This window comes from Paenibacillus sp. FSL H7-0690 (assembly GCF_037980415.1).
GTDB lineage: Bacteria > Bacillota > Bacilli > Paenibacillales > Paenibacillaceae > Paenibacillus_AQ > Paenibacillus_AQ odorifer.
Window position 1 is genome coordinate 3464137 of sequence record NZ_CP150281.1, and the last position, 26536, is coordinate 3490672.

Below are 26536 nucleotides of genomic sequence, written 5' to 3' on the forward strand. Positions count from 1 at the left end.
TTCAAGGGGGAATAATACAATAATGTTCAAAAAACTCGTAAAATCACTGCTTATAATGGTGCTGATCTTCACAGCGCTGCTTCCCGTAATGGGCGTTTCTGCCCATTCTGAAGAGACGAATGCCGATGATTTCTCAACCCTACCGGCAGCGGAACACAGGTCCGAGAACTGGCTAATTGACAGTAGTAATCCTCAATTTTTCGGAGGAGATGCAGCCCGGCTGGTCAGAACCTCCACGGAGACTGGCTATGCCATTTACCCTTTGACTGGAGTTCAGTCGTTTACGCTTCAAGCGTATTATTTCTCTGGTTCCACGGCTGTTATCAAGTTCTACGGATCGCCAGATGCAGATATCTGGACGGAGCTTCCAGCCATCAACGACAGTCCCACCGCAACCGGTTCTGGCTGGTACGGAACAGTATATACACCCTCGGGGGCGCTGCCGGATGGTGTCAATTATGTCAAAATTGAAGTCAGTGGTGACCTCGATACCTGGCTGATGCAGCTTGGGCACCTTACGCTCTCCAATGTGTCGCTTGCACCACAAACGATTGTTGATGAGCTTGACGACATTGCACAGCTTTATACACACAGTACAAATTGGTCTTTAGATACAAGCAATCCCGCTTTTTTTGGTGGAGATCATTCTCGTGCGGTGAGAACAGCAGACTCAGCAGAATCACTCGTGTACCATTTGCATAATCTGCAACATTTCACAGCCCGCATGCATTCCTTTGCCGGGTCTAGCGGGACTATCAAGTTCTATGGTTCGGCGGATGCATCCACTTGGACAGAACTTTCTGCTGTTCATGAACCTCCACAGGCCACTGGTGATGCGGCTTGGATCGGGACGAATTATACTCCGGCACAGGGGATTCCTTCCGGACTTCATTACTTAAAAATAGAACTTAGCGGTGATTCCGCACCCTGGCTGATGCAACTAGGATCGGTCACCTTATCCAACCGCTTGCCTGGAGATGGAGGGAGCAGCGGTGGAGACGGAGAATATTATGTGGATTCATTTGCAGGCAGCGACAACAACGATGGAAAAACACCGGAGACTGCCTGGAAGACCTTTTCTATAGTGAATCAGACTACCTTTGAGGCTGGGGATCGGATTTTATTAAAGAAGGGTGGAATCTGGAACGAACAATTATATCCTAAGGGCAGCGGCACAGATGAAGAACCGATTACAATATCTGCCTATGGGAGTGGAAGCAAACCGATTATCAATGGTGGAGGCATGGCCGGAGCAGCTGTATACCTACGTAACGCCTCGAACTGGGTGATTCGGGATCTTGAGGTCACTAATTATGCTTCCGAGAGGGGAACTGTTTACCGGGAAGGTATTATGGTGGAGAATGATAATGGAGGAACATTAAGTAATATCCGCATTCAGGATAACTATGTCCATGATGTATCAAGCAGTTTCCGTTATCCGACGGTTTCCGGAGCCGAAGGTGGCCCGCATGCGTTTGGAGGTATCTCCGTATATGTGGGCGGAACGACGGGCACGGACAAGTTCGATGGGGTATGGATCGAGGGCAATACAGTGGAACGGATAGGCCGGACCGGTATTGTGGTATGGGATCAGCGTTTTAACGGAGCAGACTATGCTACGGTCAATGTTACGATCCGTGGAAATTATGTCAAACAAGCCGACAGCGACGGTATTCTCACCTTCGGTGCGGATGGAGCGGTGATTGAGCATAACATAGCGGAGGAAGGCGGAAATTATTCCGAAGAAGGCGAGTTTAACGGCTCTGCCGCAATTTGGCCGACTCGCGGCAAGAATAATATCGTCCAGTTCAATGAGTCTTTTAACACGAACAAACCAGAGGGAGATGGTCAAGGCTTCAATCTGGATATCGATACGATGGACAGTGTGGTTCAATATAATTACAGCCATGGCAACAAAGGCGGATTCATGCTTTTTGTCGATGCCCGTTTGACTCCAGGCGTGCTGACAGGCTCCTCTAACAATGTAGTCAGATACAACATCAGCCAGAATGATCTAACGCATACGTTTAATTTTGCAGGCGGGGTTACACCAGATACACAAATCTATAACAATACTATCTATATCGGAGCTGGGCAAAACACCAAAATTATCGATCATGAATGGGATGACGCAGGAAATATTAACGCTCCATATTCTTTTAGGAACAATCTGGTCTACAACCTTGGTCAAGGAGGTTATAATCTGCCAGGGGTGAACGGTAGCTTCGACCATAATCTATTATATGGCAACCATCCAGTAAGCGAGCCGGAAAATACCAATCCTATAACAGCAAATCCACTCTTAGTTGCTCAGGGCACCGCCGGAATGGGCTGGAATACAGTGGACGGTTACAAGCTGAGAGAGGGGTCTCCTGCACTTGGGGCCGGTGCTGTCATTGCAGACAACGGTGGGCGGGACTACTGGGGCAATCCCGTTTCAGCAGCAACTCCACCGAATATTGGAGCTTATAATGGACCCGGACTTGATCCTGCTACGCTTCCAGAAGCCCCTGTAGATGATCTGCGACTATATTTTCAAGGTTTAAAAATTGCTCCTCATATTACAGATGGTAATAACGGCGGCATGTCGCTACAACTTCAATTTACGAACAGTTCCAGTGTGGATCCTCTGAGAATTAAAAAGATTTCCTGGACCCTAGGGGAAGAGACTGGTCAGATCAGCGGTAGTGAATCGCAATTGTCTGAAATTGCCCCAAATAGTGGATTTACTTATTCAATTCCACTGCCGGGATTCTCTGAAGGGGTTAAATATCCTCTTGAGTTGACAGTTGACCTTGAAGGTTATGAGACAGTTCACCTCAAGCAAAACATAGATATTAACCGGATGCAGCATCAGGCCGATACACGAAGTCCAGCTCTGATTGATCTTGCGGACGGAACCCCTTTGCTCAACGGATATAAGGGTGCGGATGATCTTAGTGGAACAGCGCAACTACGCTGGGATGAAGAACACATTTATTTGACCGCCGATATCCGCGATGATGTATTCAGCCATAATGCCGCCGGGATTAATATTTGGCAAAATGACAGTATTCAGTTCAGTCTTGCTCCCGGTGTACCGGGCGATAGTCAATCCTGGTATGAATACGGAATCTCGCAAACCCCAGAGGGGCCGCAAATATATCGTTGGCTGTCCATGAAAGGTGCAGCTACCGGAGTGTTGACTAAGGGAACTTTAAGTGTGACCAGAGATGAGGCGACCAAGGTTACCTCATATGCACTGGCACTACCTTGGAGCGAAATAAGCCCGATCCGTCCAGCGGCGAGCGATATCTTAAGCTTCACCATGCTGGTTAACGATAATGATGGCGCGGGTCGAAAAGGATATATTGAATGGGGATCAGGCATTGGCGCTGCGAAGGACGCCTCACTTTTCCGCACCTTCCAGTTTATGAACGTAGAAGGTGAAGAAGAGACCCCACTGAGTGATAATGCCGATTTGAGCGTTTTGAGTATGGACGGTACAGACATCCCTGGGTTTGACCGTAAGAAACTGACCTATACAATAAATGTGCCCTTTTCCAAGACAGCGGTGGCTGTAACTGGGACACCTTCTGATGCAGAAGCCAAATTGACGGTAACGGGCGGAAGTGAGCTTAAGGTAGGAGATAACAGAATCGATGTTAAAGTTACCGCTGCGAACGGCATAACAACTAAGACCTACACTTTGAATGTAGTGCGGAGTGAAGAAGGTGGGGGAACAGATACGCCCGGCAATTCGTCCGGCAGCAATAATAGCAACACAAATGAGAGTAGTGGAGGAAAAATAGATAGTCCAGTGAATATAATTTCAGCGGGCCGTATTCGCACTCAGGGTTCACCCGGTGCTGAAGGAATAAAAATTGCACAGCTTTTCACAGGAGAACTCCAAAAAGCGATGAAGGGAGTGCAAGATGGAGCTTTAGTACTTGAGCTTGCTGAAGAGGATGCGACTGCCAGTGGTGTGGCTTTTCAAGTGCCCATTCCCGAACTAAAAGATAATGTTACTTCCCTAACTGTAAAAGCAGGTGCTGCCACAATAACACTTCCAATTAACACTTTAGGTGAGAATATTCCAGAGGGTGCCCGGCAGTTGGAGCTATCTATCCATTTTGTTGATGCATCAACCCTTCCAGTTGCCTTAAAAGAGAAATGGAAAACGCATGCTTTGTTCCGGATCTCAATGACGGTAGACGGTAAGTCCAAAGAAACATTAAGCCCTTCTGCGGCAATGAAGGTATCATTTGGATATGAATTAAACCCTGATGAAGTTCCACATCAAGCCATCGTCTACTCTGTTACCGGCGAGGGAGTGGCCGAAGTGGTCAAAAACTCCAAATACGTATCAGGTACAGGCAAAACAACGTTTACAACAAGGGATTTTGGACTCTATGCTGCAGCTAATGCAAATATCCACTTCTCTGATGTTGATTCAGGCTCCACAGTCATCTTGGAAGCTTTGGCTTCCCGTGATCTTATTCATGGCACAGGCGGGGGCAAATTCGAGCCTGCCCGGCAAATTACAAGAGCGGAATTTGTTCAGCTGTTAGTATCAGCGCTAGAACTTCAAGCCGAGAGTAGCAGTACTTTCAAAGATGTGAGTTCAAATGCTTGGTATTACCAAGCTGTCTCAACAGCTCTGGCGCTAAAGCTTGTTAACGGACGTAGCGAAGGCGTATTTGCCGCAAAAGAACCTATTTCCCGCCAAGAAATGGCTGTTATTCTGTTTCGCGCTCTGAGTTTAACTGCTCTCCAGTCGGATATCTCCGGCAAGGCAGCAACTTTTGCCGATGAGAATCAAATCGGTTCTTACGCGATGGATGCGGTTGAGTACCTGCGGGAGACAGGAATTGTCAACGGTTATACCGACGGTACCTTCAGACCACTGAGCCTGACCACACGTGCGGAAGCCGCTGCTTTAATTTACAGAGTAATGGAATTGTAAGCACCACAAAAGAGCTGGAGCCAAGTTCACTTGGCTCTAGCTTTTTTTGCTTACAAAGTGTTTATTAATAGGTGGCGAAAGATCTAATAATTAAAAATGTTGTTTCCTTTCACATGTATCCATTAACAGCTACAATTATTAATAAATATCTTTTGAAGTAAGGAGTGGTAAACATGGAAGAATAGCATTTATCACACTAATCACAGGACGCTATTCAGCCACTTATTTCTGTTATTAAGGATCGTTGGGTTGGACGAACCAGCCCTTTGGTCGAGTCTTTGGATGGAGGCAGTGTTACTAGTGAATTTATTGTGATGCTGAGGTTACTTCTTACTTGGATGCTACAGTCATAGAGTACGATAACTTCTTCGAAGCGAATATCACTAATGATGAATGTGACTCCTATACAACGGAGCAAAAATATACTCTGGTAATAAATGGAAGATTGTGAACTGAGACACTATAATATAATTAATGATTAGTGGTAAAACACAGAATAAAACCATTTTCGTTTTTCGTCTGTGAATGGTATTAAAGCGTATCTATTACAAAATTCCCTTCAAAGGTAATTATTCTGAAGGGAATTGTAGCTCGCTAACTGAACTATCCGATGTTGTTGACCTTACAATTCTAGTGGATAAATTACCCGAGCCGCGCAGCTAGTGTAGCCACACTTTTCTGTGAAATTGCTAGGTATTGTTTATCCATGATCTTAATTTATATTGAAAAAGCGAGACTGTACTCTCTATATTGAAGTACGGTCTCGCTTTAATTTTTGACTTTGGTAGCTCGTGCATCTTAAGATTTTTTTAGCTCATTTATCATTTTTCAGAAAATTATATTCGTGCAGATAATCTAATTCCGCTTAATTTCTTTTTTACTAATGATCTTCCCCGTAGTTCTATTAAATACGATTTCATACCATTTACCGTCAATAAGTACTATCTTATTTTCCAGTACGTCTGCAAATATTTTAAAGTCACTTTGTTCGAGTGGTGTTGTATATGAACTAGCTTCTATATGTACACTCAAAAAATTACTAAAAAAAGCAATGATTATAATACTTCCAATGATCCTCTTGAAAATCTTCTGGTTCTTCATTTAATATCGTCCTCTTTCATTTTTATGATAGGTAACTTATCGTAAAACGGATTAATCTCTTGTATGGTAGTGAAATAACCTAATTTATTGAGATAAATATCAAAAGTACCATCCTTGTTTTTTATTATGTAAGCTGTATCAGGCGTTATATCAATAGCTGTGCTAGCGTAATTATCTGGAAAAGAATATCGTGGTTGTACAACAAAAAATAATGTAGACACAAAGCATGATAAGGCTAATATACTCGTGGTTGAAAACCTTAACCATGATTCTTTAGGTTTATTGTTTGATAACAGTAGCTCAAAGCGGTTCATGAAAGTAGATCTGTTTTTATCAATAAGGTCCATAGTAAAGGGCATATATTTAGATTTTATAGAGTTTTTATAGGTATTCACAAGAAATTCGAGGTAATTAAGCCGTTTATATTCCTCCCAATTTTTTGTTATGGTAAGATCATTTTTTATTTCCAAAATTCTATCCACTTGGTTACGCAATTGATATACAAAAGGATTCCACCAATAAAAAGCACATAACAGTTCAATGATAGTTTTAATCCAATTATCTTTATTAAAATAGTGATGCAATTCATGCCGAATAATAAAATATTCCTCTTGATCAGTAAAATTATGTACTGGAAAAACAATTGTGGGTCTAAAAAAACCATACATCATGGGAACTGAAGTCAATGAGGTTTCAATTAACTTTAAATTTTTAGGTATTTTAATTTCCTTCTGGAGGACACTTAAAAGTTCAGAGTTTATATTTTTCTTGATAGAACACGTCATTATTAATTTACACAAATTAGAGTATCTTTGAAAAATCCGACTAATACTTATGAGTGTTCCCGATAACCAAATAACACCCAAAAAAAGATATAAGTTAATCTTTATTTGATCGCTGAATGAATAAATAGAAAAATTAAAAAAATCATTTATTATGGGTAGGAATTTTGGTAATTCGATAGTATGAGCAAAAGGTATTTCTATTGGAACAAGTAATCTGATTGTAATAAGTAACAGCAATAGGGATAAAACCGGAACACCAACTTTACTAATAGTAGATGATTTTTTAGTTATAAGGCAATATAAGCAAATAAACAAACTACTTACTAATAGAGTAGTTTGTATACTCCAAATGGTTATCATCTATCGACCTCCCCATTTTTTTGCGTCAGTTTCGTTTGTTCAAGCTCTGTTTTTTTCGCTTTTATTAACTTTTCTAATCTATCAATCGTGTGTATATCAATATTTTCATCCTCGAACTTAAATAATGTTGAGATTAATTCTGTAATACCAGTTTGAGCATCATCCGTTGAGTAATATTGAGCAAATTGCATAACTGCATAATCATTTGTAGTGATAATAGGTCTGTACTTTCTTGCAGTTGTTTTAAAAACCTTTGTATAAGCTGCAACTTCAATTGCATTTTTAGTAAGTAACGATTGTAAGGCGTTTTGTATGCTGTATATACTAAATTTCTCCTCGATTTTCTCAAAAATATTTGTCGCGGTAAGAGGGTGGGGTTCCTTCCATAAAATATGCATGATTTCTAATTCCCGATTAGTCAATTTTGTATAGGACATAAAGGTTCCCCCAGTATAATATAGTATCTTAAAATTATAGATCGATTTTCACGTTATATCAACCGTTGATTTTTACTTTATATTAATAATTAAGAGAATAATGGTATCTATTAAATTATTGTTGACAAAATAATGATTTAAATGGTAATTTATCCATACACTTTAAATGTTAAGCGTTAATGTTAAAGGTATATACATGTCTTTATTTTATTCATATGAAGGTGGGTGGTCATATTGATTTATTAATAAGTACAATTGTTGTTACTTTTTTCTTGTGATATTTTTTGAAACTAAATTGTTGATGATGTAAATAACTATTATTTGGATAACACATTTTAACGAAAAATTCCATAAATTCGAAAGGGTGACTTTGATGCGATATGAAAAAAACTGTACTAAGATAGGTGGTTTAAAAAAAAGGGGTGGAGCTGTAAGAACACAAAAAACTAGAAAAGTTTTTACAATGCTGCTTGCATGCTTTTTTTGTTTTGGTCTAAGCACAACCGCTTTTGCAGCATCAGAATGTCAGGATACAATTACTGTAAATGAAGCCGGCGCAACTGAAACTTATATCGGTGACTATGCATCCGAGAGTATCTTTAAATCCGAACAGGATACAATTACTGTAAATGAACCAGGTGCAATTGAAACATATATCGGTGACTATTCAACCAAGCGCAGCTTTACACCAGAACTGGAAACAATTACGCCGAATGAACCCGATGCAACAAATTATTTGGCAAGAGCGACATACACACTTTCTAATGTAAGTAAGCCTATAAGTTATAATTTATTTAAGCCAGTCTCAGATTACGTTGCTTATCCTGGTACTGTTTCAGTTTCGAAAGGAGTAACCACAACTGTCACTGCTTCAGTTACGGGTGGTGGTGGAGTGGACGTAGCGTTTTTAAAAACCAATATTTCAGGAACGATCGGTTCAAGTGCTGCATTCACAACGACACAGACTATTTCGTACCCAACTACTAAAGGATACAAAGGTAGGATTATTTTAAGATATTACCAAGAACAGTATACTTATGATGTTACTAAGTTAGGTGTTAAATATGCAGGCAGCGCTTTTACTGAAGCACATGACCAATATTACGCATTACAGCAGGTTGCTCTATAGATTTGATATTAAAGATGAGTTATAACAGCAGAAATAGGTTTGAGAGTTTAAGAGTTTAGTTAATGTAAAAAAGGAGTGGATACATACTATTCACTCCTTTTTTATATCTGTATAACTGGAAGGGAATTGACACTATTTGAAAAAAATAATGTTTTTGATTGAAGTAGCTCTTCTATTAATAGTATTTGGGTGTGAATCTAATAGCATTAGTAATATACTAAATAAGCTAGAATTCAACCAAGCAGTTGGGATATATACGATCAATATAAAACATTCAGAAAATAATGGTTCGTCATTGCTGTTATTTGGATCAACATCAAATTTAAAAAAAGATACTTTTGAAAAATTAAATAAATCGGATATAACAATAACTTTATCCAATGAAAAAAAGGATGAAATTGAATTTAGCCCAGACGATATAGAATGGGAATTGACTGACCAGAATTTTTTAGTAGAAGGATTTTCTATAAGGTTAAATTCTGATAGGATATTAGGTTTAGAAAAATTGGGTTTTGATAAAATCAAAATAAAACTAAGAAGTAAAACCTTTAAAAAAAATATTAGTCCAGTATATTTACAATTTTATTCTGGTGAGGAAAATGGAATTTCCGTAATGGAATCTCCGATATCCCCTAAAAATGTAACAGCACTAAATAAAGAGTATTCATACTCGTATAAGATATTAGATTCAAATCATATTATTACTAGTGATATAAAAGCAGAATTAATTTATCCGAAAGAAGTAAAGAGTTTTATTGAAATTGTTACTGTAGAAGTTAATCCAGATATATATGCAGAGGAAGAAATTAAGGAAGAATTCAGAAATAAAGTTGATAAAAAAATTTTAAAAGAACTGAAAGTTTATGAAATTAAATGTAATTATATTATTAAGAAAAAGGAGAATATAGTTTTTCAACCAGAAATAAAACTTCTTTATAATAATAAAGAACAAAGTTTAGCACCATTTACACCAATAAGTTTTTTTAATTTTTAGAAAAATATATTATTAATATAAAAATAGGAGATAAGTAATTATTTCATGAAGATGACTTGTAATAGTTGCTTATACTAAAAGTATTAAATGCTAATATAGAATCTAAAAGAAAAGAAACAATGAATAGTAATATGCACATTTTTCGTTTAATCCAGAGTGTTTTACGATGGAAGTATGATAAGCGGCACTTCTCTCCAGATGCAACTTTGTAACGATCGCGTTCCCTTTGCTTGTCTTTTATCACAATCTTCATGGGTCTAATGATTTGCTGAACGTTTTAGTTATTTCACTTTAAAATGAGAGCAGCTGAAAATATGTGGTGTGTCGAATAAAATTGAGGAGTAATATGTAACTAAGTACAACACTCATCTTTTCCTGATGTATTACAATAAGAATTAGAAATGGTGCTTTATTGAAAAAACGAACAAGTTTCTATTAAAGGTAGCAAACTAAATAAAATTAAGAAGTTTATTAGCTGCAAAAATTACAAGAACTAAATAAGCGGGGGAATATCTATGAAAAATCTTAGTAACGTTATTAGTTCAATAATTTTAGGAATTGCAATCATTACTGGTTGTTTTATCATCAAAGGCAGTCAGTCATCTATAAGTCCAACAATTAACAATGAATATTCAAATAAACCATTAATGACACTTAAAGAAACTGCTAAATATTTAAACATCACTGAATCTCAAGTGCGCAAGATTATTACTACAGAAGAAACAATGTTGAAAACACAAGGTGCATATACCGGTGTGTTGTTTCCCATTATTAAAATCGGAGATGAAATTTTTGTTAGTACATCCGTTTTAAATGATTGGATAAAAGAATCTATCCAACAAAGGAAAGAATTTTAAAGGATATTGCACCGATAACAGATGTAGCTCAAGTTTTAGCCATCATCAGTGGAATGATGTATCTGGACTAGTCATCGAATCCTTAATTGCAAATATTCACGAAAACTAACGCTTCGGACCATTCCGAAGCGTTAATTTTTGTATGCGCAAGTTATTTTTCGTCATCTACCGCATGCCTAAATCCAGAAAATAATAATTTTCAAATTAACTATTTTAAATTTTATGAAAATGATATAAGATAGTGTAACAAATGAAACGATACGTATCGTTCTATAATTACATCCTTTTAATAACTTAAATAACATCTAGGAGGTGAAATGAATATGAACGTGAAAAACAAAGAACCTCGAAGTAAAAAAGAGATTCTTACTGCAACACTTGAAATGTTAGAATCCAACAGTTATTCATCTTTAACGATTGAGGCGATTGCAGCACAAGCTGGAGTAGGCAAAACAACCATCTATAGATGGTGGGAAAATAAAGCGCGTCTTGTACTGGACGCTTTTCTAATGACCGTAGAATCAGAGTTTGAATTTGATAGTAATAAATCCATTCAGGATAACTTCAAACAACAGCTTGAAGCTTTAGCTCGTATCCTCAATAGCAAAATCGGGAAATCCACTTTAACTATAGTTACAGAGAGCGAAGAAATCGCGAAAGATTTTTACGTATTGTTTTTAATGACAAAAAGAAATGAAGCCAAACAATTACTCCAAGCAGCCATAGATATGGGAGAATTGAAACCAGCAATCAACCTTGATATAACTTTAGATCTGCTTTATGGTCCCATATACTTTCAAATTCTCATCTATAAACAAATTCCGGATGCGGATTACATAAACGATTTGTTGATCCATGTCTTGGAAGGCATCACTGTTGCAAATTAATAGTAAACCGGGGGATATTTACTTTATGAATCAGACGATAGACGTTCAGAATTACAATAAGAACTATTCATTAATGACGATTATTTTATTTTGGTGTGGATTAGTTATTTTAACTAGCATGTATATTACAATTCCATTATCCGAAGTATTTTCACATGCCTTTCAGATTAGCTCGAGTGAGGCGGCTTGGATTGGGAGTTCATTTTCTCTTTGTTATGCTCTGGGCTGTCTTTTGTATGGACCTTTTTCAGACAGATATGGACGTAAAGTATTTTTAGTAGCCAGCATTATTGGGTTAACCGTAGTTACGCTTGCATTAGGATTTGTGGATAGTTTTTACGGGCTTATTATGCTCAGAGGAGTGCAAGGCCTAGTGGCTGCTGCTTTTGCACCTATTGCGCTAGTGTATGCAGGGGAGATGTTCCCGCCTCATAAAAGACTAACAGCCGTTGGATTTATAAGCTCAGGACTGTTAATGGCAGGTATAGTAGGCCAGGTTTTTAGTGGGATTGTTAACGAAGCTCTTGGCTGGCGTGCTATTTTCTTTATTTTGGGAATTGTGTATGGTATTACTTCAGTGATAGTAATGAGGTTCCTTCCTAAAGATGAAATGCTAAGACCGAAAGAAAATGTTCTGCGGAAGTTTAAACAAATGACAATTCTGCTAAAACAATCACAATTGCTTTTGGCTTTTGCGATAACCTTTATGCTTCTATTAACTTTAGTTGGCATGTACACCGTTTTGGGAAGTTATTTAAGCTCAGCTAAGTTTGGTCTTTCCTCACAGGATATCCTTTATATTCGTGCATTTGGAATCGCGGGGATGCTTTTATCACCCTTTTCCGGAAGAATTGCTCAAAAACTTGGAATGGCCGCTGTTCTAAGGGGAGGCTTAGCTTTAGCTGCAATTGGGTTGCTTGCTCTAGGTTTTAGTACGAACCTGCCACTTCTTGTCCTAATGAGCGTTGTATTTGTGGCTGGTATCGCGCTGGTAACTCCCGTTATCATCTCAATCGTCAGTCAATTAGGGGGAAATGCAAGAGGGTCTGCGATTTCATTCAATGCATTTATTCTATTCCTAGGCGCTAGCACAGGCCCGATATTAGCTTTGAAATTACTAAAAACAGAAAATTATTCGTTATCCTTTACTATATTAGGTTCTATTCTTTTATTAGGTTTTTTAATCTCTCTTTTTCTTAGATTATCGGCTAGGGTTCCAGTAGTGAAAAATGAACGGGCTGCTACTTTACCCACAGAGTGATAGGAATGAATAAAGAAACGGAGATTTGCAATGTTAGTGGTGGACCTTCTGGTCTCTTTCTAGGGCTGCTGTTAGCCAAAAACGGAATTAGAGTTACCGTACTGGAAAGTCAAACAAGCTTTAATCGCAAGTTCAGAGGAGAAGTTCTTCAACCTCGATTTGTAAGGCTCATGAAAGAGTTGAATCTGGAACAGCGTCTTGAAAAGTATGAGCATATAAAATTATTTAATGCTGAAATATGGAATAATAAGAAATATATCACTCAAATTGATTATGAAAAAGAAATGCCGGAGGCACCTTACGCAATTAAAATAAAACAATCCGTCCTGTTAACTTTTCTTTATGATCTAGCAAAGGATTATAGTAATTTTGAGCTCATTTTTAACGCAAAGGTCACTTCAACTATTAAAAGTGCAAATCGAACAGTCGGAGTAAACGCCTTAGTAGATGGACAAATGACTGCGATCCATGCTTCTTTAGTAGTCGGAGCGGATGGACGGATGTCGACGGTTAGGAAGACAAGCGATTTTTCTTTTAAGTATAAAAAAGAAGATTTTGATTTAATCTGGTGCAAAATATCGACTAATGAGTTCAAGCTAAATCAAAAAACTCCTTTTCAGATTGTCTGATTTTAGTAACTTCATCGGGCTTCCTTATTCCTCTGATTGTGTGCAGATAGGTTTTACAATGAGGAAAGACCAATGGAATTCCATAAAAAGCAAAGGCATCGAACCATTAAAGCTTGAATTCATAAAGGCCTTTCCCGAGCTTAAAGAAGACATTGAAAAGATCATTGATTTCAAATCGTTTGTTTCTATCCAATCAGAGACTTTCATGGTGGACAATTGGCATAATAAGGGTTGTATTCTAATCGGTGATTCTGCACATTGTTCCTCACCACTCGGAGCTATCGGATTGTCCTTGGCTTTTGAAACAGCGCTGGTCGCTGCTGAACTTATTGTTGCATCAAAATTAGAGCCAAATCATGAATACAAGTGTTTAGATCGTTTGCAGCCCATTCGTAATCGGGAAATTCGTTTTGTGCATTTTGCTCAACAGTTGATAATCAGCATGACCGTTAAATCCCCTAAAGGGGTTAAAAAATTCTCGCTAGCCTGCATGAAACTGATGGGAAATAGCAGGATCGCAAGATATTTAATGCGGAGATTCTTTTTGGGGAGTCCTAAAATAACGGTTGATAATGCCTTCAAATTTTAACGCAGCCTCATTCCTAAGTAGAGTTCATTGGGAATGAGGTTATTTTAATTTGCTGAAACGCAAAGAATTTGTATAGAAAACGCTTTCTATCCATTGTAAAATACAGGTTGAGGTGTAATTACAAAACAAGGATGGAAATCCCATGCGGATCAAATTTAATATTTTTCAGAAAATGTTAGTGTTGTTGCTGATTCTGCTAACTCCGGTCGTGGCGCTGTACTATTATTCTACCTCTAAGAGCATCAACGTCATACAGGAGGAGCTTATCAAAGCCAGCCTGAACCGGATGGAGCTTTTCGTGGCACAACTGGATGCCAGCATTGAGAAGTTCGACTTAGTCTCCGCACCTATGCTCGTTGACACGAACGTGCTGGAGTACCTTTACAACCTCAACATGAGCGATTATTCCCTAATGAAAACAAGGCTGCTGATCCAAGAGAAGCTGTCGCTGGCCAGCGCATCGGGCAACTGGCGCAATGACGTGACCGTCTATTTCCCGCAACGAGACGATAGTATTTCTTCTTCCCCCTCCTATGAATATGACCTTAAAGAGTTTGAAAGCCGATTTTCGCTAGGGTGGAGCTACAGCGAAGATTTGGAGATTGGCTCCGGTTTTACTCGAACTTATGTCACTACGGGTTACAAACCAGCCCGTCCGGACGATCTGGATGTTGCCGTTCGCATTAACCTCTACAAGTGGAGCTTCGAAAATTTGCTTGATACCTACAAATCTGGTCACTCTGACAACCCGTTTTTTTACAAAGAAGGACATGCCATCATCGCCAGCCGATCCGCAGATGGGCCCAAGATGGACCAAATTATCACGGAATTAGGCGACAGGATCAATAGCCGGAATTCAAGTTTTTTAATTCATTCCTTCGACGGCAGGCCTTATCTGATTACCTATTATTATTCCAATATTCTTGAGTGGCATCTCGTCGATTCTGTTCCACTTAACCAGATTATCGGACCTATCAAGCAACAGAGGTTATTATTTGGAGCTTCTTCGATTATTTTGCTCCTATCCTGTATTACCGCCGCGTCTGCCTTGTACTGGAACGTACATCGACCTATCTTCCAACTTGTGCGTGCGGTGCAGCGGATTAAGGAAGGCGATTACGCGTACCGGCTACCGAAGAAATCAAACAATGAATTCACGTTCCTGATGCAGAACTTTAACGAGATGGCGACGCAGATCCAAGATCTCATCGAGAATGTCCTACAATCGCGTATCCTTGCGCGCGATGCCACGCTAAAACAGCTACAAGCCCAGATCCATCCTCATTTTCTGTACAATTGTTTGGGTTTCATCATTAATATGACCAAAATGGGAAAGAATCGGGCAGTTATAGACATGGCGTATCATCTGGCCGACTATTACCGGTATACGACGCGAATGGATAATCAAGGAGTCAGCCTGGGTGAAGAACTGGCGTTCGTGCGCATTCACCTCGAGATTCTACGGCTTCGCAATGAGACACTGTCCTACAGCATCGAACTGCCTGAAGAGTTGGCGGAGCTGCGAATTCCCCGGCTTCTTATCCAACCAATCGTGGAGAATGCGATCGTGCATGGACTTGAGAACGTCGAATATCCAGGCCGGGTTGAAATTAGAGTTTACGTCAATGAAGACCAATTGCACTTGGAAGTGGAGGATAACGGAAAAGGATTAAATAAAGAACGGATGGACCAACTGCAAATGGAGCTTCATATTCCGGCCAGCGAATATGCAGGCTGCGGTCTTTGGAACGTATATCAAAGACTGCAAGGCAACTTCGGTTCAGACGCTCAAATTGAGTTTTGCCCGTCCAGACTGGGTGGTCTAAACGTGAGGCTGATTTGGAGACAGGGGATGAAAGAAGAAACGAAGGAGGAAGAGCATTGAATAGCCTGCTTGTAGTTGATGACGAGAAACATTATGCGGACAGTCTGGCAGATACGATTCCATGGGCGACACTTGGTATCTCCCGCGTTTGGAAGGCATACAGCGCGAGCGAGGCACTTGCTCTGATAGACTCCTTCCCCATTGATATCCTTATGACGGATATCCTTATGCCGCGCATGAACGGCCTGGAACTGATCGAACAGGCCAGGCTTCGTATTCCAGGGCTGAAGTGCCTGCTGCTCACAGGTTATGCGGACTTCGATTACGCCCGAAAAGCGATTGAGCTGCAAGCGCTCGATTACCTGATGAAGCCCGCGAAGGACGAGCAGTTACTTACGGCAATGGGCCGGATCATTAAACAGCTTGAGCAGGAGCGATCAATCGAACAGGGCTTCCGTATCTACCGAGACAATAGTGCAGAACTGAAAGCAGGGTTGTTGCTCAAAGTACTCAGCGGAAATCTAAATGGGAAGGTTCTTGCAGAGAAGTTAAAGCTGTTTGACCTGCCTCTTCCGATACCAGGTCACGTCTCAATGTGCCTTGTCCGGTTGGGTTCCCCTTTCGACGGACAAGATCTCTATTCGCAGTCACTGATCCGGTTCGCGGTAACAAACATGCTGGAAGAATTGCTGATGGACCGCTATGACTGCTGGTCGGCAGCGGATGATGAAGGAAACCTGCTCGCTCTGGTATACGACCTATCAGGAGCACCACCTGATCCGGAATGGGTGCTTGAGCGGATAGAGCGATTAAAGCAAGAAGTACAGCGTTTGCTTAAAGGTGAAATTTCTGTAGGGGAAACCGACTGTCTATTCCCGGAAGAACTGCAAGCTAGTTATATGACAGCTAAATCGCGATTGGATAGTGACAGTTTTTCGGGTGGACAGGTGCCAGAGCGGAATGAAGAGGAAGCGCGTCTTATGCGCAAGCTCTATGAAACGCCTCTGCTGACACATCTTTTGGAAACGGAGCAATGGGAAGCGGCGGAAGCTAAGATCCGAGCGTTCGTGTCACCGCTTATGCATACGGGTTCACCTTACCTCATGCGCGACGTCTTTTTCTTTCTCTCCAATGCCTTCCAGTATATCGCGAATCGCAGTGGCAGGACGCTGGCCCAAATGCTCACTCCTGAGCAATCGGCTTTCGTTAAAGGAAAAGCAATGCTGCACGCGTCGCAGCTGGAAAGCTGGGCGCTCGACTTACTACGCACACTTCGCGATAAGCTAGGGGAGGAGACCGAGGACCACAGCCAGGTGATCGTCCGGAAGACGCAACTCTACATCCAGAAGGAGCTGGACAAGGACTTGTCACTTACTTTGCTGGCCAAACGCGTCTTCGTACATCCTAACCATCTGTCAAAAATCTTTAAGCAGTGCACAGGCACTACCGTATCCCAATATATTTACGAGCAGCGTATGCTCAAAGCCTGCGAGATGCTCAAGCATACAAATAATAAAATCTACCATATTGGTGAAAGCATTGGCTATCCCAATACTAACTGGTTTATTCGGAAATTCCGTGACTATTATCAGGTGACGCCCCAGGAATTCAGGGACAGATACCGATCGGGAATGGAGGGATTGGGCCGGTGAAGAAGCAAAAAAGAAAGGCCATCTTTCTATGGGCAGTTCTGAGCGGAGTGCTGCTAGTTTCCGGCTGTTTAAGTAGCACAGGGAAAACGGCACAGAACAGTACATCCAATGGGGAAAAGAAGCCGGTATGGGACTTTAAATACGATCCGCCTATAACGATCACAACAGGAATCGTAGACGAGAATCGGCCTAACGCATTCAAGCCAGATGAAAGCCTTACAGACAACGTGCATACCCGCTGGATGGAAGATAATCTGGGAATCGTCACGAAGTTTGATTGGATTGTCAGCAAGTTCGAAGATGCAGATACCAAAATTCGGCTCGCGCTGGCTGTGAATGGCAAGCTGCCGGACACCCTTAGCGCTGAAGGAGACATCCTGAAGTATCTGCTCAAAGCCGACAAGTTGCTTCCGCTGGATGATGCCATCGAGAAGTATGCTCATCCTAAGCTAAAAGAAGCGCTGGAGAAGTACGCTTATACCATGGCAGAAGTGACCAAAGACGGCAAGATATATGGACTTCCCCGTTTTAGTGCAGGAGATGAGGGAACGGTCATGTGGATCCGTAAGGATTGGCTTGAGAAACTGTCGCTGAACCCGCCTACGACGATAAGTGAGTTGGAGAACGTGCTGAAGGCATTTTCTGAACAAGATCCTAATGGGAATGGCGAAGATGACGAAGTTGGTCTAGCGGTTCCGCTGAAGGAAGGTCCCTGGAGCTGGATGGGGCAGACAGATGCGATTTCCGGAGCTTTTTCAAGGCAGATGATTAGCACGTCTGACATCAAACTGTTCTGGAATGAAGACGAGAAGGGCAGCTTGATCTTTGGCGCCGTACACCCGGATGCTAAGAAATACCTGGAAACGATGGCATCCTGGATGGCGAAGGGCTATATGGACAGGGATGCAGGCATGCAGGACCCGAGCCAAGCGTCCGAACTGGCGGTTAACGGAATGGCCGGTGTCATGTTCGGCCCGTTTTGGATGGGAGCCTGGCCGCTCGGCGATACAGTGAAGGTCGATCCCGAAGCGGCTTGGCAGGCTTACCCCCTTCCTGCCGGACCAGATGGGTTAAAGGGCAAGGCACAAAAGCCGTTGTACGGTATCTACACGGTGTTCAGCAAGGATTTCACGAATATGGAAGTCTGGTTCGCTTATTATAACAAGTTGCTTGCCAAAAATTTCGGCCCGGATGACCCGTACTTCGATCCCCGATTCGCACAAGGGTTTCACGAAGGTTACGATTATGTGATCATGAACGACAAGGTCATTACTGTCAATTTCGCCACTGAAGGCGTGCCGAATGATAAGTGGCCGCTTGCGGACGGGTCTTCAATGGATATGCGCTGGATGCTCTATCCGCTGACAGGTGGCGCTCCAGCCTTGCCTTATATGAATGCGGATGCAATCAGAAAATTATCTGAAAATTCGGAAGCCATAGTGACGACGCCGATCGAACAAGCTATTAAAGGTTTAAATTCAGCTCAACTTACGGCGGCTGGGGTGGCGATTGCCGAGCAGGGACTCGAAATCCCAAACCGATACCACGGACCTTTAACGGACGGGATGGAGAAACACGGAGTGTTCCTGCAGAAACTCGCAACGGAGAGTTATCTGAGCATCATTTATGGCGAGAAGCCGATCTCCTACTTTGATGAGTTCGTAGCCCAATTTTACAAGAATGGCGGCGACGTAATCACGAGAGAAGTAAATAATTGGTACATGGAAAACAAGCCATAATATTGTGGCTTGTTTTCTTCTATGTTCCTTTATTTCTTCTATATAACAGGATTAACTTCGTGAATTAAAATGATTTTATTAGAAAGCGTTTTCAAAAAAAGAGGTGATGGTATACGAAGTTAATCATAGAGTAACTCTCACTAACTAAGTGTAAACTTTCGAACTGATTTTTGTATGAAGCGGAGCGAAGCAGTTTATGCTCACAAAACTTTTTAGGAGGAGAGGTAATGAGGAAAAAAGTAAGCGTGTTTCTGGCATTAACTATGTTTGTGACTATCTTTTTTTCAAATCCGATCAAGACTAATGCGGCAACCCCCGAAGCGCCTGCAGGGTGGAGAGACTTACTAGATTACCAAATATTCAGTAATATATCCGACGGCTGGGCAGGAGATAGCGGGTTTGGATTGGAGACGGAGAACAGCAAGCTTCCCATTGATTCTACAGCAATGTACAATGGATTGCCTTCATTATTGTTGAATGCGAAGACGCCTACCAGTCCTTCCTGGTACAACGCTTTAATTACGGTTGCCGGCTGGAAAGCATATGACTTTACCTCTTATCATCCAAATGGATTCCTTGAGTTTAATATCAAAGGAAATGCGGGCGGAGAGTCCTTTTTACTGGGCTTCAAAGACCGGGTATTCGAAAGAGCTGCCGGCAATGAAATTACCACTACAGTAAACATTAACAACTACGTCAACATTACTACAAGTTGGACCCATGTGAAGATCCCGTTAAAGGATCTAATTCAGGTCTCCCAAGGAATTGATGTATCTTCCATAGATGCATTATCCATCAAGAATAATGGTTTTCAACCTTTAAAAGTGTGGCTTAATGACATTAGGGTTACGTCTCCCGATAAGGAGAAAGAGTACGCCCCCATCAAGGTCAATCAATTAGGGTATCCCGTAGATGGAGTAAAGCAAGCGCTTGTAACCGGTTTTGAGGATGTGCTCACGGTCGATGCAGGTACTACGTTTAACATTATTAACGCCACAAATAATTCGACAGCTTACTCCGGAACGCTTGTACTCACCAAAAATTATGATGCTATCGATAGCGGGGAGTGTATTTTTACCGCCGATTTCACAAATTTAACGATTCCGGGAAAATATTATGTTTCAGTGCAGGGTCTTCAGAATTCGCCCAAGTTCACTATCGGCGAAGCTAACGAAATCTATGAACCCTTTTTAAATGACGTAACAAGATACTTCTATTACCAGAGAACCGGGATTAATATTACCAGCCCATACACTCAAAATTATCAAAGAACAGATTTTACCCCTGACACCGCAGTGCCTTTAATGTCTAACCCTTCCATCAAAAAAGATGTTTCCAAGGGATGGTACGATGCGGGTGATAAAGGCAAGTACGTTAACGCAGGAGCCAAAGCCTTGTCGGATCTCTTCTGGGCCTATGAAATGATGCCGGAGAAATTTACAGACAATCAATTTAATATTCCTGAGAGCGGAAACGGCATTCCCGACATCCTGGATGAGGCAAGGTGGGAACTGGAATGGATGCTCAAAATGCAGGATGCTGCAACTGGCGGTTTCTATGCTCGAGTGACCTTTCAGGATGATGACAATATGGTAGACAGAGAAATTATCGATAAGGATACGGTAAGCTCGCGGACTGATATCAAAACGACCGCCGATACAGCTACCGCAGCCGGTGTATTGGCACATGCCTACTTAATTTATCAGAATATTGATCCGGTTTTTGCCCAAAGTTGCTTGGATGCGGCAATAGACGCATGGGGGTACCTGGAAGCACATCCGGAAAATATTCGGACACCTAACACGGGCAGATGGCCTTACGATGTGACGGATGACGCTTCGAATCGTCTGTGGGCTGCAGGCTCCCTGTACCGATCGACCGGCGATGCCGAATACAATGATTATTTCCTGGCGAATTACACTGATATGGGAATATTTTTTGAGGATACCCTTGATTTCGCCAGTGGTTGGGCAAACACCTGGAATACAGGCTTCTTCAGTTATCTGAAAGCCGCTAATCCGGACTCCGGAGTCTTAAGCTGGTATTCGGATAAATTCCAGCAATGGTTCAATGACAAAGTGAGCAGATATAACGATAGCCCTTGGAAAAGCATCATAAAAGATGGTAACTACTATTGGGGAATCACCATGCAGGTTGCGGACACACCGATGGAAATGATCATCGGTACGAAGTTACTGGGAACTTTTGAGAGCAACCGCGCTATCATTAATGAGATTAACAATAGTCAGTTAGACTGGATTCTTGGCCAGAACCCGGTAGGCGTATCTTTTGTATCAGGTTACGGCGATAACAGCGTGAAATATCCGTTCAGCATCATGTATAGAACAGATGGATTACCTGGTGTACCTAAGGGATATCTTGTCGGAGGACCGAATAAATACTCCAACGACATAACCGTAGGAAACCAGATATCAAGATTTGCAGCCAAAAACTATACCGATAACTTCCAAGAATGGACTACAAATGAACATACCGTTTATTGGAATTCAGGGTTGGTATTCATTGCCGCATTCGCAACCGGAAATAGCAGCAACTCGACCATTAGTCCAACGACTGCTGCCTTTGATAAGAAAACAGCAAATCAAGCTGATATTCCGGTGACTCTAACGTTGAACGGCAACACGCTCACCGACATTAAGAACGGTACGACATCTCTCGTTGTGGACACGGACTATACCGTTTCGGGCAACACGGTCACTCTACACAAGAGCTATCTCGCGCAGCAGCCAATCGGCAAGGCGAACCTCACTTTCCTGTTTAACGCCGGTTCATCTGCTACGCTATCCGTTGCTGTGAACGATTCGTCGGTTATTAACTCGGCGATCAGTCCGATGACCGCTGCCTTTGACAAGCAAACCGCGAATCAGACCGACATTCCGGTGACCTTGACGCTGAACGATAACACACTCATCGGCATTAATAATGGCACGACTGCCCTAGTTGCTGGTACGGACTACACCGTATCAGGCACGACAGTGACGATTCAGAAGGCATATCTGGCTGCCCAACCGGTGGGAACAACGACGCTGACGTTCAACTTTAGCGCAGGAGCAAGTGCGAATCTTGAGGTCTCCGTGGTCGATACCCCCACTGCCGAAAGTGGTTCTATCAAAGTGCAGCAGTACAATTCTCCTGTTACGGCAACGAGCAATTCGTTGAGCCCTCGGATAAAGCTGAAGAACACCGGTACCACGGCCATCAATCTGTCCGACGTGAAGCTTCATTATTATTACACGATCGATGGGGAGAAGGACCAGAATTTCTGGTGCGATTGGTCCACTGTCGGCAGTAGCAACGTAACTGGCGCCTTCGTCAAGTTGCCGGCTCCTTTGACAGGAGCTGATCATTATCTGGAAATCGGCTTTACGAGCGGAGCCGGAAGTTTAGCAGCTGGAGCCAGCATTGAGCTTCAGATCCGCATGAACAAGACCGATTGGACGAACTATACGCAGACGGGAGATTACTCCTTCGATCCGACCGATTCGACTTACACCGATTGGAGCCATACAACTGGCTATATCGCAGGCGCTCTTCAGTGGGGAACAGAACCTCAATAAGTAACGTCACAATTGACGTTACGGCTCAATAGTGAAAACCTGAACTCCCCATTACCGCCTAAACAACGGTGTGGGGAGTGTGTAAGACAGTGAAAGGAGTGCAACAACTCTATTGAAAGCTATGCCGCTTCCTACAAATAGGAAACCAATACGTACTGTACGTAATTTTTCCATCGTGAAGAATCTTCGTACTTACTGGATGTTCTACGCAATGATGCTGCCGGGAATCGTTCTGCTTGTAATAAATAACTACATCCCTTTGTTCGGGATCGTTATTGCCTTTAAAACAATCAATTACCAGGACGGAATCCTGGGAAGCCCATGGACAGGGATGAAGAATTTCGAATATTTGTTTGCCTCGAAGGATTCGTACATCATCATTCGCAACACATTGCTTTATAATTCGCTGTTTATTGTATTGAACATGGCGCTTCCTCTAGGGTTCGCCTTGATGCTTAACGAGATGAAAAACCGCTTCCTCTCGAAGCTACACCAAACGATCATGTTCCTGCCATACTTCCTGTCGATGATCGTCATCTCGTACTTAGTATATGGGTTCATGAGCGACGAGCGAGGATACTTCAACGGCACGTTGCTGCCGGCGCTTGGTCTTGATTCCGTACGCTGGTACTTCACGAAAGAAGTGTGGCCGATCGTTTTGCCGATCATTAACACGTGGAAGAACATGGGGTACTACACGGTTGTGTATATGGCAGCAATCATTGGTATCGACGAGGAGTACTACGAAGCCGCGACAATTGATGGGGCAAATAAGTGGCAACAGATCAAGAAAATCACGATTCCCTTGATCATGCCTGTCCTCACGATTATGACTTTGCTGCAGGTTGGCCGGATCTTCAATGCCGACTTTGGCCTATTCTTCCAAGTGCCACGTGAATCGGGGGCATTGTTCCCTGTGACAAACGTTATCGATACCTATGTCTACCGCACCTTCCTGACCGTTGGGGATATCGGACTTTCCTCAGCAGCAGGCCTGTTCCAATCAGTCGTTGGTTTCATCTTGGTTTTTGTATCTAATTGGGTCGTTCGCCGCTTTAACCGCGAGAACGCGCTGTTCTAAGAGAGGAGCCCTTATGACCAATACAATGAGTAAATCCTTATCTGGGTCCAATCCAAAGAATCAGCTGTCGGGATGGGCGTCAACCCTCATCAACATCTTCTTTGTCATCTATTCGGCGCTCTGTATCCTACCGCTTTTGCTGATTCTTTCGGTATCGTTCTCCGATGAGCAGTCCGTTATGACACACGGATATCGATTTATGCCCGAAAATTTCAATCTGGCAGCCTATCGATTCCTAATGAAAGATATCAGTCAAATCGTTCATTCCTATGGAATCTCACTAACCGTCACGGTGATAGGTACGATACTAAGTGTCATCATAATAGCTCTGTATGCGTACCCCATTTCACGGAATAATTTTCCGCAGGCTAAGTATTTTACATTTTTTGTTTTTCTAACGATGCTGATTTCCGGCGGCTTAGTCCCTTGGTACTTGGTATACGTACAGATGCTGGAATTAAAAGATACACTTTGGGCACTGATCATGCCGCTGATCATGTCCGCATTCTGGGTACTGATCATGCGCACTTTCTTTAAGGAGACCGTACCTGAAGCTGTGCTGGAGTCAGCAAAAATAGATGGGGCAGGGGAGCTACGGATATTTATCCGAATTGTATTGCCATTATCTCTGCCGGTTCTGGCAACCGTTGCACTGTTCCAAACACTGACATACTGGAACGACTGGTTCCTAAGCCTAATGTTTATTACAGACAACCACAATATATCCGTGCAGTACTTTCTTTACAAGATGATGGTCAACATCCAGTACTTATCCAGTAACCCGAACGCGATGGCTGAAATTACCCGAGCTGGCGGAATGATCAACTTCCCAAGTGAAACCGTGCGTATGGCGATGGTGGTTGTAGGTGTTGGACCTATCGTATTTGCTTACCCGTTCTTCCAGAAATACTTTATCAGAGGCCTGACAGTAGGCTCCGTTAAAGGCTAAGATTGCCGATCACTTACGTGGGCACGGAAACTGCTAAAACCAGTATATGGTTTAGCATATCATTCTATTTTATGGGGGGATTACTTGAAAATGAAGGATACGAAAAGCAAGGCTTCACTGCTTCTTACACTGATGCTTATTTCAGCATTAGCCACTACGGCTTGCGGCAATTCAAACAACTCGAACAACGCTACACCGGATAATGTCGGAAAAGAAGGCGCCACACCGAGCTCATCAGCGAACTCAACCACCGATAACACATCCAATGAGCCCTCGAAGCTGGAGCCCTATAAACTAAAGCTGGTCTACGAAGGAGCTCCACAGGCGGACGAGGCTATCGTCGAGGAAGCGCTGAACAAGATCTTGACCGAAAAAATAAACGCGACGGTAGATATCGCACCAATCGATTGGGGAGCATGGGATGATAAGACTAACCTCATCATCGCTTCTCGAGAGCCCGTAGACATTCTATTTACAGCCTCATGGAACGGGTATGCAAAGAACGTTGCCAAAGGTGCTTACTTAGATCTCGGTCCCTTGCTCGATCAGTATGGCCAGGGCATTAAGGATAGCTTGGATCCAGCTTTTCTAGATGGCTCCAAAATCGGCGGCAAAAATTATGCAGTCCCTACTAATAAAGAATTGGCATCGTCAGGGGGCATTGTGTACCGGAAGGACATTGCCGATGAACTCGGCATCGACATGAGTAAAGTGCAAAAAATCGAAGATTTAGATGCTGTTTATAAGATCGTTAAAGAGAAGAAGCCAACCATGTATCCGCTGTATACAACGGGTGGCACGTTCGCCTCTCACTCCTTTGTGGAATTGGATTTTTTAGGTGATACGACGATACCTGGCGCTATCGATAAGAATGGCACGGAAGCGACAGTCAAACCGGCCGAAGAGTATCCCCAATACTTAAATGCATTAAAAGTAACCCGTGATTTCTTCCAGAAGGGGTATCTTAACAAAGATGCGGCCACTTCCCAAACGTCATCCCTTGATGCTTATAAGACTGGCAACGTATTCTCCACTGTAGAGCCTCTCAAGCCAGGCAAAGCAGAGGAAATCGCATCCGCGACAGGACTTGATGGCAAGCTTGCCCAAATTACTCTGACAGGTAAAACGGTCGCCACATCGGAGACTACCGGCGCCATGTTAGCCATCTCATCAACGTCTAAGAACCCGGAACGCGCCATGATGCTGATTAACCTGCTTCATACAGATCAAGAGATTATTAATCTGCTTAACTTCGGTATTGAAGGTACACACTTTACACTTAATGGTAATGTTATGACGCAGACGGAGAAGTCAGGACAGTACGCGCCGGGCGTCGCTTGGGAGCTGGGAAATCAATTCCTGAACTATGTCTGGAGTTCGGAAGCTCCAGACAAGTGGGAGCAGTTCAAAAAGTTCAACGAAGGCGCTAAATCATCGCCGGCACTGGGCTTCACCTTTGACAGCGAGCCAGTCAAATCCGAAGTCGGAGCACTAGCAAACGTTCTAAGAGAATATCAAAAGATGCTTGAGACCGGATCGGTTGATCTGGACAAAGAATTGCCGAAATTTATCGCCGCCCAAAAATCGGCCGGCCTAGATAAAGTCATTGCTGAAAAGCAAAAACAGCTTGATGAATTCCTTGCCAGTAGGTAATATGCGTTCATAGCGAACAAAGGACCTGCTTATTGTTCTTATACTGAACAATAAGCAGGTCCTTTCGCTATATAATTCACAGTTC

Annotated in this window: 18 protein-coding genes; 15 read left to right on the plus strand and 3 right to left on the minus strand. The window is 42.4% G+C overall.

Annotated features, from left to right (window positions below; translation table 11 throughout):
- The first annotated feature begins 22 nt into the window (after positions 1-22).
- Complete coding sequence (locus MHI32_RS15300; protein WP_340010128.1) at positions 23-4945, plus strand: S-layer homology domain-containing protein; 4923 nt, start codon at positions 23-25, stop codon at positions 4943-4945.
- A gap of 855 nt (positions 4946-5800) precedes the next feature.
- Here the strand turns inward: MHI32_RS15300 and MHI32_RS15305 are convergent.
- The 3 genes from MHI32_RS15305 to MHI32_RS15315 are packed head-to-tail and all read right to left on the minus strand — an operon-like array spanning position 5801 to position 7628.
- Complete coding sequence (locus MHI32_RS15305; protein WP_036677231.1) at positions 5801-6046, minus strand: hypothetical protein; 246 nt, start codon at positions 6044-6046, stop codon at positions 5801-5803.
- Positions 6043-7191, minus strand: coding sequence for a M56 family metallopeptidase (locus MHI32_RS15310; protein WP_036677228.1), 1149 nt, complete (start codon positions 7189-7191; stop codon positions 6043-6045). The genes MHI32_RS15305 and MHI32_RS15310 overlap by 4 nt, the downstream gene beginning before the upstream one ends.
- Complete coding sequence (locus tag MHI32_RS15315; RefSeq protein ID WP_036677226.1) at positions 7188-7628, minus strand: BlaI/MecI/CopY family transcriptional regulator; 441 nt, start codon at positions 7626-7628, stop codon at positions 7188-7190. The genes MHI32_RS15310 and MHI32_RS15315 overlap by 4 nt, the downstream gene beginning before the upstream one ends.
- A gap of 373 nt (positions 7629-8001) precedes the next feature.
- Between MHI32_RS15315 and MHI32_RS15320 the strand changes: the two genes are divergently transcribed.
- From MHI32_RS15320 to MHI32_RS15385, 14 genes are all read left to right on the plus strand, one after another.
- Positions 8002-8757 carry a hypothetical protein gene (locus MHI32_RS15320; protein ID WP_340010131.1) on the plus strand — a complete coding sequence of 252 codons (756 nt, stop codon included), beginning with the start codon at positions 8002-8004 and terminating at the stop codon, positions 8755-8757.
- Between the two features lie 136 nt (positions 8758-8893).
- Entirely contained in the window at positions 8894-9751 is an 858-nt protein-coding gene (locus MHI32_RS15325) for a hypothetical protein (protein ID WP_339167805.1), read from the plus strand.
- Positions 9752-10266: 515 nt separating this feature from the next.
- Positions 10267-10608, plus strand: a complete 342-nt coding sequence (locus tag MHI32_RS15330) for a helix-turn-helix domain-containing protein (protein ID WP_036677218.1) — start codon at positions 10267-10269, stop codon at positions 10606-10608.
- A gap of 317 nt (positions 10609-10925) precedes the next feature.
- The gene (locus MHI32_RS15335) at positions 10926-11495 is read left to right on the plus strand and encodes a TetR/AcrR family transcriptional regulator (protein WP_081383283.1); all 570 of its coding nucleotides are present in this window, start codon (positions 10926-10928) and stop codon (positions 11493-11495) included.
- A 73-nt stretch (positions 11496-11568) separates the two neighbouring features.
- Entirely contained in the window at positions 11569-12756 is a 1188-nt protein-coding gene (locus MHI32_RS15340; protein ID WP_254848961.1) for an MFS transporter, read from the plus strand.
- 5 nt (positions 12757-12761) lie between these two features.
- Positions 12762-13385, plus strand: coding sequence for an FAD-dependent monooxygenase (locus MHI32_RS15345; RefSeq protein ID WP_340010134.1), 624 nt, complete (start codon positions 12762-12764; stop codon positions 13383-13385).
- The gene (locus tag MHI32_RS15350; protein WP_340010136.1) at positions 13378-13974 is read left to right on the plus strand and encodes an FAD-dependent monooxygenase; all 597 of its coding nucleotides are present in this window, start codon (positions 13378-13380) and stop codon (positions 13972-13974) included. The genes MHI32_RS15345 and MHI32_RS15350 overlap by 8 nt, the downstream gene beginning before the upstream one ends.
- Positions 13975-14116: 142 nt before the next feature.
- On the plus strand, positions 14117-15859 hold the full coding sequence (locus MHI32_RS15355) for a histidine kinase (RefSeq protein WP_340010138.1): 1743 nt from the start codon (positions 14117-14119) through the stop codon (positions 15857-15859).
- The gene (locus MHI32_RS15360) at positions 15775-17451 is read left to right on the plus strand and encodes a response regulator (protein WP_340010140.1); all 1677 of its coding nucleotides are present in this window, start codon (positions 15775-15777) and stop codon (positions 17449-17451) included. Before MHI32_RS15355 ends, MHI32_RS15360 begins: the two co-directional genes overlap by 85 nt.
- Positions 17448-19190: a hypothetical protein gene (locus MHI32_RS15365; RefSeq protein WP_340010142.1), complete on the plus strand. Its 1743-nt coding sequence runs from the start codon at positions 17448-17450 to the stop codon at positions 19188-19190. Before MHI32_RS15360 ends, MHI32_RS15365 begins: the two co-directional genes overlap by 4 nt.
- Before the next feature lie 227 nt (positions 19191-19417).
- Positions 19418-22768 carry a glycoside hydrolase family 9 protein gene (locus tag MHI32_RS15370; protein ID WP_340010144.1) on the plus strand — a complete coding sequence of 1117 codons (3351 nt, stop codon included), beginning with the start codon at positions 19418-19420 and terminating at the stop codon, positions 22766-22768.
- Positions 22769-22889: 121 nt separating this feature from the next.
- The gene (locus MHI32_RS15375) at positions 22890-23849 is read left to right on the plus strand and encodes an ABC transporter permease subunit (RefSeq protein ID WP_038574490.1); all 960 of its coding nucleotides are present in this window, start codon (positions 22890-22892) and stop codon (positions 23847-23849) included.
- Positions 23850-23862: 13 nt separating this feature from the next.
- On the plus strand, positions 23863-24798 hold the full coding sequence (locus tag MHI32_RS15380) for a carbohydrate ABC transporter permease (protein WP_081383287.1): 936 nt from the start codon (positions 23863-23865) through the stop codon (positions 24796-24798).
- Positions 24799-24888: 90 nt separating this feature from the next.
- Entirely contained in the window at positions 24889-26451 is a 1563-nt protein-coding gene (locus tag MHI32_RS15385) for an ABC transporter substrate-binding protein (RefSeq protein WP_340010146.1), read from the plus strand.
- The last annotated feature ends 85 nt before the right edge of the window (positions 26452-26536 follow it).